The organism is Candidatus Chloroploca asiatica (assembly GCF_002532075.1).
Classification (GTDB): domain Bacteria; phylum Chloroflexota; class Chloroflexia; order Chloroflexales; family Chloroflexaceae; genus Chloroploca; species Chloroploca asiatica.
The window spans coordinates 1-14,430 of the sequence record NZ_LYXE01000075.1; the positions used below are offsets into that span (position 1 = coordinate 1).

At 57.9% G+C, this 14,430-nt stretch carries 2 protein-coding genes; one reads left to right on the forward strand and one right to left on the reverse strand.

The genetic code is table 11. The features are described 5' to 3' along the window. Nucleotides 1-11,528: SdrD B-like domain-containing protein (locus tag A9Q02_RS08570; RefSeq protein WP_172450800.1), on the reverse strand; the 11,528-nt coding region annotated here is incomplete at its 3' end. 225 nt (nt 11,529-11,753) lie between these two features. On the opposite strand from A9Q02_RS08570, the gene A9Q02_RS08575 reads away from it, so the two are divergent. After that, entirely contained in the window at nt 11,754-14,423 is a 2,670-nt protein-coding gene (locus A9Q02_RS08575) for a winged helix-turn-helix domain-containing protein (RefSeq protein ID WP_097651945.1), read from the forward strand. Nucleotides 14,424-14,430: the final 7 nt, after the last annotated feature.

Below are 14,430 nucleotides of genomic sequence, written 5' to 3' on the forward strand. Positions count from 1 at the left end.
GGCGGCACCGTCTCGGTGATCGTCACCCCCGTCGCCCCAATCGTGCCCAGGTTCGTGTAGTGCAACGTGAAGGTAATCAACCCACCCGGCACCGCCGTCGCTCCACCGTCCGTCTTCGTGATCGCCAGATCCGGAGCCGCCCTCACCGGCGTCGTTTCCGTGTCAGTGTTGTTCTCGTCATTCGGATCTGGCCCGTTCGTGCCGTCGTCGCCAATCCGCACCGCGTTGACCACCGCAGTCACGCCCGCCGGCAACGGATTGTCCACCTGCACCACAAAGGCCACGCTGCCCGACGCCCCGGCGGCCAGGTCGCCGACCGTGAACACACAGGTGCTGCCTGCGGTCGTATCCGGCTCACAGAGCCACCCCGCCACATTCGCAGCAACCGCAAAACTGGTATGCGGCGGCACCGTCTCGGTGATCGTCACCCCCGTCGCCCCAATCGTGCCCAGGTTCGTGTAGTGCAACGTGAAGGTAATGAGCCCACCCGGCACCGCCGTCGCCCCGCCGTCCGTCTTCGTAATCGCCAGATCTGGTGGGATAAAGAAGCCAAAGTCAACCGTACGATTCGAGCGATCATTCGGTGCTTCACCGGGTTCAGGGTTGGTGACAGGGTCGTTATCGTCGGTGGGTTCACTATTACCCGGCCCCAGCGTCACGATGCCGCTACGGATCGCACCATTCACGGGTGTATCGAGGCCATTGTCATTATTGTCAACGTCGTCGTTCGGATCAGCTTCCTGGGCAGGGCCAGTGCTGCTGCGCATCGTGAACAACGGCCCATCGTCTGCAAAATTACGCGCTTCAACTTCAACCAGATAATCACCGGCCAACAGGTTATCAAAGCGATAGTACCCACTGATGTCGGTGGTAGCCGTGACCAGCCTCCCCGTCGCATCAGTCACCGGATTGCCCTCAGCATCAAGGAGACGGAGCATCACTCCGGCCAACCCAGGATTGGCCCCATCAGCCGCATTCAGATCACCGCTATTGTCACGGTCATACCAGACACGGTTGCCAAGGCTATACGTCGGCGTGATATTCACCAGGTAATCTTCGACCTCACCATCAGAGGCCGGACCATCGGGGCCAAGACCTGAATCGGTGCTCAGGCGGAAACGGACACCGATCGGTGTTGCGAGCGTGGCCGTAACCGGTACATCAAAGACGACCTCCACGCTTCCATCACTCCCATTCGGTACCGCGACGCTGGCCCGTTCACCGGGCTGATCAAACGTGCCATCGCCATTGAAATCAATAAACCCATAGAGTGTCGCTGGACGTCCGGTGATATTGAGCACCTGCACCGTCACCGTTGCGGGAAGACCCGTCACAAACGCTGGGAGCGTCACCCCATCTTCATCATCAAGAATGCCATTGAGATCATCGCCGGTTGCCGTGGCATTCGGTTGACCATCACGCTCGGCATCAATGGCCGCACCAATGCGCAGGCCAGGCGTAATGGCATGCGAAGGCCCTTCGGCGGAGCCGCCTGTACGGGTGGTATTGTAGCTCGGCAAGCCCGGAATATTCTCGGGCAAGTCACCCCAGTCGGCTTCGGCAAAGCCAAAGTCAACGTGCAAGTTCGCGTTCTGATCCGGCGTGAAGGGATTATCAGTCTGCGCAGGATTGCCCATCCCGGGATCGCGCGTCAGCGCCTGGTCGCTTTCACCCGTTGGGGCAGCGTTTGCCACCAACGCAACCGCAATACTCCGCACCGTCGTCGTCGTCAGCAGCACCCCGTTATCGTCATTATCTTGCGCATTGGGATCGTTCGCATTGACCGGGTCACGGCTGGACGCGAGACCCAGCACCGGCGGACTGGTGCGATCCACTTCGACAATATAGGTGCCCTCGACGAGGCCCGTGAAGAGGTACCGCCCATCCACATCGGTGGTCGTCGTCAAGAGTTCGGTGCGCCCATCGGCGGCAAAGAGCCGTACCGTCACATCGGCGATCCCAGGTTCGCTCCCCGTGCGCAGGCCATCATTGGCCGTACCCCCACCGGCACCGTTATCCAACCAGACCAGATTGCCCAGGCTCATCCCATAGAAGCCAAAGTCAAGCGTCTGGTTATCGCTATTATCAGGGCGATAGGCCGGGTTGGGGTCAAGATCCGGATCTTCGCCAACGGGCTCGGCACCGGGCTCAAGTGTCACCGCCTGGGCCAACACCCCACCCGCATAGAACCCACTGGTCTGGAACGCCCCATTATCATCACCGTCTGTCCGATCCGTCTTCGGATCTGGCGGCGCGATTTCGGTACGCACCCCGGCAGACGTCAGCGTCGTCCCACTGCTGAAGAGTCCACGAAGCGTTCCGGTGATGGGATCAAACTCACTGGCAGGAATGCCGACCACATAGCTGCCCGGCGTGAGCAACTGGAGATTGCCCAGCGCATCGGGGCGCGTGGTAAAGAGATAGAGCCCATCGGTGATCGTCGTCGTAAACGAGACGGGTTGCGTTTCATCTACGCCGCCGGTGTCACGATTATCCTCAAGGATGCCATTGCCATCGGCATCAAAGAAGAGCTCGACGCGCACCCCAGGGATGCCGACCTCATTGGCATCAATCTGCCGATTATTATTGGTATCGTACCAGACCTGGTTGCCCACACTCACCGGGCGGAAGAAGCCAAAGTCAACCGTACGATTCGAGCGATCATTCGGTGCTTCACCGGGCTCAGGATTGGTCGTTGGATCGTTATCGTTCGTTGGCTCATCGGCACCGGGACCCAGCGTCACAAGGCCGCTGCGGATCGCACCATTCACGGGTGTATCCAGGCCATTGTCATTATTGTCGCCGTTCTCGTTCGGATCAGCTTCCTGAGCAGGGCCAGTGCTCGAGAGGAACTGTACTAAAACACCATCATCGGTAAAGTTCTCAGCAACAACTTCCACCAGATAATCACCAGCCAACAGATTATCAAAGCGATAATATCCACCACCGGACGTACGCTGATCAGCGACCGGGTTACCAGAGGCATCAGTAACTGCATTGCCATCACGATCGAGCAACCGAACAAGCACCTCGTCAAGTCCAGGATTAGCTCCATCAGCCGCATTCAGATCACCACTATTGTCACGGTCATACCAGACGCGGTTGCCAAGTGAGAAGTACCGCACAAAGCCAAAGTCAACCGTCGGATCAGCGGTCAACCCGAGCGTCGTCGTGATCAGCGTATTGTTCTGACTGCCCGCATTGCCAGGCGTGATGGTCACCGGATTGCTCGTCACCGCACCAGAATTGCGCCCAGGACCATTGTCGTCCTGATCAACATTGGTGTTGGGATCATTAGTGCCAGCCGTATCAAGTGTACTGACATAGCCCAACGGCGGCGTCACCTGGACACGGTAGGAGCCCTGTGGCAAACCGCGCAACTGATAACGGCCATCCGCCAAGGTAAGCACGGGCAGCAGATTCGCGTCGTCGTCCGTCCCAAGGATACCATCAGGCCCCACCGGGATCTCAGTTGCGCCATCGCCGCTGAAGAGGCGGACAGCAACACCGGCAAGCCCGGTTTCACCTGCATCAAAGAAGCCATTGAGGGCATTCGCTGGGGTTGAACCACCATCATCAAGCCAGACGAGATTGCCGAGGCTTGTCGTATAGAAGCCAAAGTCAATCGTGAGATCACTATTCTCATCAAGAATAGCAACGCTATTCGGGGCAACCCCCGCCTCCTCAGGCTCACCCGTGGGGGCCTGCGTCGCGACCACCATCACCGGTTGACTGAGCACGCCACCGTCAAAGAAGGGGGCCAGCGGGAGTTGGAGCGTGCCATTATCATCGCGATCAACCTGGTTGTTCGGATCGGGGGCACTGGTTTCGGTGATCACCCCGGTCGCATCGATCGTCGTGCCGCTGCTATGGTAGCCTGCGAGCGCTGCACCGGTGGCAAACTGGATCGCGGGAATACCAATCACGTACTGGCCCGGATAGAGCGGCAGAGTCGCGGTGAGCACCGCTCCATCGCGATGGGTCTGCTCAGTGAAGAGATAGAAGCCATCCGCGTCGGTGGTTGTTTCGGCGATCCAGATCTGCTCGTCGCCCGTCAGTTGTCCGTCGCGGTCGGCATCGAGGAAGAGTTGCACGGTGACACTGGGAACACCCGTTGACGAGCCGAGGGTCGCGCCGGCACCGTCGTTGTCCAAGCCATCGTTGTTGGTATCGTAGAAGACCCGATTGCCCAGACTGATCGGCGGGAAGATGATTGGGGTCGTCTCATCGGTCTCATTATTGCGAAGATCGGGATCCGGCCCGTTCGCACCATCGTCGCCAATCCGCGCCGCATTGACCACCTCGTTCACGCCAACCGGCAACGGGTTATCAACGCGCACCACAAAGGACTCGCTCCCCGACGCGCCGGCCGCCAGGTCGCCGACCGTGAACAAACAGGTGCTGCCTGCGGTGTTATCGGGGTCACAGAGCCACCCGGCTGGGCCAGCAAAGCGGGTATGCAACGGCACCGTCTCGGTGATCGTCACCCCCGTCACGCCAATCGTGCCCAGGTTCGTGTAGTGCAGGGTGAAGGTGATCAACCCACCCGGCACCGCCGTCGCCCCGCCGTCCGTCTTCGTGATCGCGAGATCCGGGGCCACGATGGTGATCGGATCATCGTCACTCGTTTCTGGCTGGTTTCGCTCGGTGGGATCAGGGCCTGGCAGGCTCGTCGCACGGGTGATCGTGGCGGTGTTGGACAGGATGGTGCCCGCGTCCAAATCAGCGTCCAGGGTAACCGCAAAGGTAAAGGTGCGGCTTGCTGCAGCAGGAATATCACCACCTGTGTACCGTACGACCGTGTCGCTGCCGCTGATGGACGTTGTGTAGGTGAAGCCACTCGGGGTCGTGCCCTCTTGCACATCGCTGAACTGGGTCTGTGGCAATGGGTCGATGATGACCACATCATAGGCCGTCGAGGTGCCGGTATTGGTGACGATCAGGGTGACGGTGACCGTTTCGCCTGCGTAGGCCGTTGGCTGGCTAAACTGCTTGTCAATGACCAGACGTGGCTCGACGACGGTGACATTAACCGGGTTGCTTGTGACGGGCGGGTTGTTGCCGGCGACCAAACTCGCCCGGTTGGTGAGGGTGGTCTGTGGGGTAAGCCCGCTGTTGCCCGACACGTCAAGCACCCGCGCCTGTAGTTGCACGCGGAAGCTGTTGTTGGTCGGGTCGTTGTCGGGGGTAACGGTAATCGCGCCCCAGGTAAGAATCACCGGATCACCGTTGCCGCCCGCTGCGGTTACGTTGGCAGCAGGGAGCGTGCCGTTAAAGCCGGTGGTGTCAGTAATGAGGGTACCGGTGACGTAGGCCATTCCGCTGGGCAACGTGTCGGTGAGCACAAGCGATGGCGTGAGCCCCTCGGGAAGGGTGATGGTAAGGGTGTAGGTAACGATCTCGCCGATGGTGACATTGCTGCCAGTAGTGTCAGCGAGCGAGGTACCCGCCAGCACTTTGCTTAGTTCGGCAGCATCCAGGGTTGTGCTGGTGCTAGCGCTCTGGCTATAGTTGTTGGGGCGCCCATCTGCCCCATCAGAGCCATCGCGTTCACCGGTGGTTGAACCTGGCGCACCGGGAGTCGTGGAACCAGTAGGATTGTCTGGGGTGCCATTCGTACCGGGCAAACTGGTATAGACGAGCCTGGCGGTATTGGTGATGATTTGCCCGCCGCTAACCGCGTCGGTAACAATCGCCGTATAGGTAATCGCGACGCTCCCTCCGACCGGTACGCTGGTGACGGTGACCGAGACGACGTTGCCACTCGAAGCATCACTCAATCCAGTGGCACCGCCACTCAAGGTGGGTGTCACGGGCAGACTCAGCGTCAACTCAGGCGGCAACGCATCAGTCAGTTGCACCTCAAAGGCATCGGTTGTGCCAGTGTTGGTATAGGTGACCAGGTAGGTAACCAGATCACCGGCATCGCTCGGCGGATCCACAATGCGCTTGTCAAGCACCAGCCGTGGCTCAACAATGGTCACGCTGACCTCGTTCGAGTCGAGCCCATTCTGGGTTCCATTGATAAAGACCCGGAAGCGATTCGTGCGGACATCGCCATCATCATTGCGACTGGCCGCATCCGTATTGTTATTGTCAACCAGGGCGTTGAACTCAACGATTACATATTCGGCATCAGGGTCGTCATCACGGTTGACGAGCGTGCCAAGATTGAAGGTGATCAGGCCAGTGCTGGTAATGACATCCTCAGCGCGAAGGGTTCCGGTAATCAAGCCTGAGTCGACAGCGGTAATCGTCGCGGCACTGCCAATAAGATTGGGAATATCCAGCGGGAGCGTGCTCGTGATGCCGTCGTCATTGCTGACAAAGGCAACCCGGGCCGTCTCGGTGAGATAGGTCAACCCGGCAGGCAGCAGATCAACCAGTTGCAATGACGGACTCGTGCCTTCGGGAAGTTCGACGGCAAGGCGATAGCGCACAATCTCGCCGATGGCGACATTAGCGTCGCTCGTATGCGCCTCAGAGGTCGTGACCAGCGTTTTAACCAGGGCTACCAGCGGCACCTCAACCCTGGCGTCGTCACTGTCGTTATAGTTGTTTTGCGCTGGTGTGCCCGAGCCGGTGCGCTCACCATCAATTGCCCCCGGTTCCCCAGGGGTTTCCGAACCGGTGGGATTGTCGCCAATCGGGGTTCCATTCTCTTCCAGCAGGCTCGTATAGGTCAGATACGCCGTATTGGTGATGATCTCGCCCGGCGTGACCGTAACGAGCGCAAGCGCCTCGTAGGTCAGCACAATGCCTTCATTGGGCGGCATCTGGTCTACAGACACCTCGACGGTGTTGCCAGACGAAGCATCATTGGCACCAATAATCCCCCCTGAAGGCGTAATTGCGACCGTGTTCGTGAGCAACTGCAAGGTTGCCGGAAGCGTATCGGTCAACTGCACATCAAAGGCATCGGTCGTACCGGTATTGGTATAGGTGACACGATAGGAGATCAGATCACCGGCATCAATAGTTGCGTCAGCAGGGCTAATGACCTGCTTGTCAACCGTGATCGCGGGTTCAACCACCGTCGTGTTTACCTCATTCGAAGGTGGGCCGACCTGTGTCCCCGCAATGCGTACGATAAACGTATTGACATGGGTAAAACCAGCAACATTGGCCGGAATATTCTCGACGAGCGCGTTGAACTCGACGATCACATATTCGGCATCCGGATCACTATCATAGTTGACGAGCGTGCCAAGATTGAAGGTGATCAGGCCAGTGCTGGTAATGACATCCTCAGCGCGAAGGGTTCCGGTAATCAAGCCTGAGTCGACAGCGGTAATCGTCGCGGCACTGCCAATAAGATTGGGAATATCCAGCGGGAGCGTGCTCGTGATGCCGTCGTCATTGCTGACAAAGGCAACCCGGGCCGTCTCGGTGAGATAGGTCAACCCGGCAGGCAGCAGATCAACCAGTTGCAACGACGGACTCGTGCCTTCGGGCAGTTCTACCGCAAGGCGGTAGCGCACAATCTCGCCGATGGCAACCTCAGCATCCTCATCGCTCGTATGCCCTTCCGACGTCGCCACAAGACTCTTTTCAGGCACGGGAACAAAGACCGTCAGCGTCGCATCGTCACTCGTACGATAATCATTGACGCCCCCACTGCCGGTACGTTCGCCATCGCGTTCACCAGGGGTGCCCGTGTTAGGCGAACCCGTCGGATTGGTCGTTGTCCCATTCAGATCAGGCAGGCTTGTCCAGGTTAGGATGGCGGTATTGGTCAGTTGCTGGGCCGGGATGACACTCGTCTCGACCTGAACTTGATACTCAATCACCAGTTCGGCACCCACCGAGAAGGTGGCTGTCTCAATGATCAGGGTGCTGGAGGGATTGTCAAACGACCATACTGTATTTGTTACGCCACCAGTTTCAGTAATGTTTGGTGGGCTGAAGATGTCAAAACTCAACCCAGCAGGCACAGGATCAGCGATGACCAGATCAAAGCCTGTCGTCGGGCTCGTATTGGTCACGGTGATGCGATAGGTGACGAAGTCACCCGCGTCACCTTCGGCATCAGCCGGATTAACAATAGCTTTGGCAAGCGTGAGGGATGGCTCGATGACACGTAGCGTGACGGTATTCGAGTTCTCTGCACCACTACTTGTAGGCACGACCTCCCCATCACGCAAGACCTGAAAACGATTGGGGAGATTGGTGCCCTGCTGGTTGCTAGCCAGATTCTCGACGAGCGCGTTGAACTCGACGATCACATATTCGGCATCAACGTCACTATCACGATTGACGAGCGTGCCAAAGTTGAAGGTGACGCTATTTGTGCTTGTTACCACGTTGCTTGGCGAGAAGACGCCTGTGATGCTGATCGAAGGCGTCTCTGTCAGCGTTGCCGAGTTGCCAATGATCGTAGGCACACCATCAGCGATGAGCGTCGTCGTCATGCCGGCGCCATTGCTGACAAACGCAAACCGGGCCGTCTCGGTGAGATAGGTCAGACCGGGCGGCAAAACATCACGAATCTGAAACTCGCTCCACTGACCTTCCGGAACGCGCACGGCGAGGCGGAAGCGGGCAATTTCACCGATGACAACATCGGTACCTGTCGTATGCGCCTCCGACGTTGTGACCAGGCTCTTGACCAAGTTTGGGCTAGCCGAGGTGACCGTCGTTGAAGCGGTAAGATCGCTCGCATGATTCGGCCCACCCTCGTCGCCCGCATAATTGACCAGCGTTGCCCGATTGACAATCGGCGTATTGGGTGGAATATCCGGATCCACCTGCAGATCGTAGGTAATCAGAATGATGTTATTGCCACTGGAGGGATCGTAGACCTGACAGACTCCTTCGTCGCCGGAAGGATCAATGAGCTCGATCCCGTTTCCAAAGAGATCGCCGGTGTATGAAATGACCTCACCTGTGCCATAGCGTACCTGCAGGTTCAAACTATACGGGTCAGTGGGAATGATCAAGCCAAAAGGCAACGTATCCGTAATGACCAAGTCAAACGCACCTTTGAGGCTGGAACCGGTATTTTCGATCAGGATCGCAAAACTGACCAGATCATTCGCATCAACCCCATTCAGCGTAGCATCCACCGGTGCCGTGATCAGGTTGGTCGAATTGATCGTGCCAGTAAAAGGCACACTGCTCCCGGGGCCACCAAAAGGCACCGGCCCCGCGTTCTGCGAGAGCAAGGCATCGGGATTATTGCTCCCAGTTGCGCCCTTGCTCACCCGGAGCACCGGCTGGGTCATCTCGATCTGCACAATTGCATCATCGCTGGTCTGGGGTTGATTGGTCGCCCCTTGCAAGCGACGGAACTGGTTGGTTAAGAAGAGGCGGTCAGCCGTTGGCTCATCACTGGCCGTCACCGTAAAGAGGATGTCGATAACGCTCGGGGTGATTTCGTCGGGAATTGGGGCGTCGTTTGATGGATAGTTGCCATACCTAAAGATGACACTGTTCGCCACCGTATCGGTGATCACCTGTGGCACACCCGCAAAGAGAGTATCAAACGTCTCATTCGGCCCATATTTCGCCTGACCAGCAGGAGGAGGGTCAGCACTGACGGTATTGCTAAAGACGCCCGTCATTTCATCCGCACGGAAGATCGGCAGGGGCAGATAGTCAACCAGGCGAAGTTCTTCAACCCTGCTGGCGGGCAGATCAGTCTGGAGGCGGTACGTAACGGTATCGCCAGGGGCGATACGCAAAGGCGAGGGAAGATCCGTGTCGCCATTGATCGCATAGATCGTCTTGCTGATAAGACCACGCGGGATCACCACCGCAGCACTGCTGCCATCCTCTTCGTCCTCGTCAGTGGGATCGAAGGTAGCGGTATCAAGCACATCGCCACGCACCGTCACCTGGTTCGAGAGAACATCACCCTCGTCAACACTCTTGTCACCCGAAGGGAAATCATCACTAAACTCGTCCTGGATCACGGTACGAAAGACAATAGTAGCCGTGGTGGGGCCATTATCATAGACATCACAGTCAGGTTCGTCACTCCCGGCCAACGGCACACATCCACCAAGCAACCGCCCATCAGACAGGCCACGACTCACCAGTTCATCCGAGACACGGAACGTGATCGTCGTCGTGCCATCAGGATCAACCGTCACTTCCGGGGTATAATTTGGCGTCACCGTGAAATTCGCTAGCGCAAAACTGGCGGTGTCTGAGGTAAAGCCGTTGCCGTTGATCTGCAACGTTGGCGTAAAGGCCTGATCAAACCGCTGCCCATCCGAGAAGGTATCGCTGATCACGACCGTGTTAAAGGCAAAAAAGTCAGAGACCTGCACACTCAACGTATAGGCCAGCGTATCACCCGGCTTCGGCCCGGTGGCAAAGTTGCCAATGGCAACCTCAACACTCTTCTGGATCGCGATCGCCTTTGGGGTCAGCGTATGCTCGGGGCCAGGACCGTCGATGGTAATTGACTGTTCTGGGTCACGCTCGTCAACTGGCTCCCAGGTTGCGGTCGCGCGGGCATTATTCGGGGCGGTTGCATCATCAGCGGTGCTTGGATCAAGCACCGGGTCGCCATTCGCATCGAGGCGCGGCACAAAAAACTCAAAGACAACCGAGGCATCAACGTCGCCAGAGCCGCCGGTCACCGTGGGAAAGCGGATCTGCAACTCATTATTCAGGGCAGGCGCACCCACGGTCGGGGTCACAAGCACGGTGGCCCCTGCGGGCGTTGACGGGATCAGGTTGACAAAAGCGATATTGGTCGTCAGTATATCGGTAATGACAAGATCGGTGACCGTCTGACCATCGGCGAGATCAACATCGATCCGATAGCGACGTGGAAAGTTCGGCCCAGTCGCCGTCTCGTCCTCGGGGCCAAGATAGGTTTTCGTGAGGCTCATCAGCACTGGCGCCACGGTGACTTCTGGCCAATCAGCACTGTCACCGCTCGCTGGATTGAGCAACACCTCATCGCAGCACCAGTCATCAAGAGGCGTATTGCCAAACTGAAAACCGCCCCGCGCACGGATGGTCAGCGGAACATCAAGATCCGCCAGTACACTCAACTGCGCATTGACCGTCAGCTCAACCGCAGGTTGCCCTGGCGTAAACGAACCAAACGGCAACTGCAACACCACCAGCGTATCACCCGGTGTCCCACACACCTGCTGGAAACTCCCATCTTGCAGGCGCGCATACGGGTGAGCGACGCACGAAGGAGGTGACGATGGATCGGTACCCGGAAACGTCAGACTCACAGTTGTCACCGGAGCACCGAGGTAATTGGCGTCCACAAACGTGATGCCGTCATCACCATCGGCCCCGGTAGCCGGAAAGATCAGATCAATAAACGGGCCATAGCCGGTCTGGGTGGTACTGCCATTGACAAAGGTCACTGCAAAGCTAAACGCCTCACCAATGGGCACCGTATTGGGCGCACTGAGGGTAGCCAGAGGAATCGCATCACCACTCTGCGCAAACACCGGTCGAGGAGGGGTTGCCATCCCAACCAGGATCAGGATCAGGATCATCGCACTCGACACAAAGCGTAACAGACCGGGGGTATGCACAGAGAGCTTGGACATAGCTGGCTCCGTCGATGAAGGTGAAAAGCAGGGATTACCACCCTCTATCATAGCGCATACCCTGTGCCGGTGTCATTGCCCGCAAAGATGTATCTTTGGAGTAGGCACAGGGATGCATGGCCTATAATTAGGCAGGACTAATAGGCTATTGGTTACACTTTCTTCATTATCGGCAGCGACATTTTGAGGTATGATAAAGTAAGAAGATTTTTTAATCATGCAGTGATGCAGCAAATTCAAAGCGCTTGCAACCGATTACTACCGTCACAACCCGATCCAACCTGGATTGAGCGACCATACCTCCTTGCCCGTCTTGGACAAGCTCTGTCACGACGGCTGACCCTTCTGGTCGCTCCTGCGGGGGCTGGCAAGACGGTCTTGATCTCTCAGTGGCTGGCCCAGCACCGGGATCCGGTCGCCTGGTTGACCGTTGGGGTTGAAGACAATACGCCAGCCCATCTCGGTCATCGGCTTGTGCAGGCAGTACAACAGGTATGGCCTGACGCATGTGCAGCCACCGCAGGGTACCTTGCGGTAACCTCCGAGCCTGAGGTGAGTGCCCTTGGCACGCACCTACGCGCCGATGTCGAGGCGTATGGTGAACGTATGGTGCTCGTCTTGGATGACTATCACCAGATCACGTCACCAGCGATCCACCAACTCGTGCATCAACTGATCAACGACCCTCAGGCTCGGGTACCATGCATCATCGCCTCACACATCGAACCACCGTGGCCGTTAACCCGCTTGCGGCTCGATCAGCAACTCCTCAAACTCCACGACCACGATCTCTTCTGGAGTCAGGATGAAGTTCGGCAATTCTTCACCAGGATCCTGCCCGAGCCGCTCGCCCCTCACCTGATCACCCTGCTGCACGAACGCATCGAAGGGTGGGCGATAGGGTACCGGCTGATCGCGCTTCGCCTCAGCGAGCTCGTCTCCTTCGAGCACAAGGCCACATCAGTGGCCGATCTTGAGGCATATGTGCGTGCATACCTTACCGAAGAGATCGTTGACCAGCAACCGCCTGAACTGCAACGCTGGCTGATGACAACCTCGCTCTTTGCGCGTTTTTGTCATCCGCTGCTCGATTGGCTGCTCGATACCACTACCTCAGCCAGCCATCTGCAGCACATGATCTGCCAGGGCATGGTCGTCGTCCCGCTCGATCACGAACAAGGCTGGTACCGCTACCAGCCAGTCTGGACTGATCTGCTCCAACAACGCCTGCTCACCCAGGCAGGGCAAGCCCACGTCGAAGGCCTCTATCGTGCTGCCGCCGCATGGTTTTCCCAGGCCAACCTGGTCGAAGAAGCGATCGCGTACGCGCAACTGGCGGGCGATCCCATGCTTGCCGTCCAGATCGTTGCGTCACACCTGCATCGCATCCGATCCACCGAAAGCGCAGGGGGCAACGTCGCCTCCGTACTCAAGCAATGGCTCGCCCTGTTGCTACGCAAGCCGGTCGAAACGTCCGTCGAACTCTTGTTCATCCAGGCCTCGCTAGCCACCGTAAGCTTTGACGACCAACGCATTGAACCACTGCTGGCCCAACTCGCCAGCGCCATCGAGGCTGATCCACGTCCTGCTGCCGAACTTACAGCCATACGCGGTGAACTAGCGGCGCTGCACACCTTCGCCGCGTTTCATCGGGGCGACCTCGAGGCGGTTCACAACCACGCCAAACAAGCCTATGCGCTGCTGCCAGCAAGTATCGGGTATATCCGTGATTGGACACTCGCCCATGATCTCTTAGCGTACACCCTTGAGGGAAACCGTGCGTATACGTTGCATCAGGTCGAAGCGACGCTCGCCTCGAGGCCAGGACACTATGACCGAAGCCGGAGGATCATGCTCTTTGTCGCCGCCATGGCCAACCTCTACAGCGGTGATCTGGCCCTTCTTCGTTCCGCAGCCGAACAACTTATCCACGCACATCCATCACCGGATCATCAATGCATGTGGGTTGCAGCGGGACACTATCTGCTTGCGAGAATGCATTATGAGCAGCACGAATTGGAGGTCGCGGAAGAGCACTTCGCGCGGGTTCTCGCGTATCCAATGGAGAGCAACCCGCGCATCTACCATGACAGCCTCATTGGCATGGCCTTGCTCAATCAGGCGCGTGGCGACGAAGCAGCGGCACGCACGTATGCCGCACAGAGCCAGGCCTTTGCCATCGCAAGCGAAAGCCCAAGTTTGATCGAGGCTGCCATCACGTTCGAGGCACGCCTAAGCCTATTGCAACAACGGCCTCCCCCTCAGAGTGAAGCCCGCCCAACGGCAGAGGCACCCTTTGCGCAACCCTGGCTCGAACTCGCCCCCCTGAGTCGCATCGAAGTGTTGCTTGCCGAAGGTTCGGCAAGTAGTCTTGCGACAGCCCATGCTCACATCCACCAGTTCATTCACGCGCTAGCACACCTGCACCAGCCATGGCTAAAGCTGCGTTTACAACTGATCCGTGCCTCAGTTTTGCACGCACTGGGGCGTACCCGTGATGCCCTGATCCTCTTCCAGCACCTGTTAGAGAGCGGGCAGAGCATGGGTTTGAAGCGAACTTTTCTCGACGCAGGTCAGCTTGGGCATCTACTCCTGAGCGAGGCGACCCGGTATGGGCCACTGCGCAGCTATGCCAAGCACCTGCTTGAGCAGCGCGTCGTACACAACGTCAGATCAACTGCCACCCCCACAGTCGAACAACTCCTGACGAGGCGCGAGTATAGCGTCCTCTCCATGCTCGTGCAGCACCATAGCACGCAGGAAATCGCCATGCAATTACAGATCGCCCCTGGCACGGTCAAAAAGCATGTCAGCAACATCTATGGCAAACTGCACGTCACCAATCGCCGTGAAGCCCTACAACGCGCCCGTGAACTCGGCCTCGTACATGCCTGATAAATAT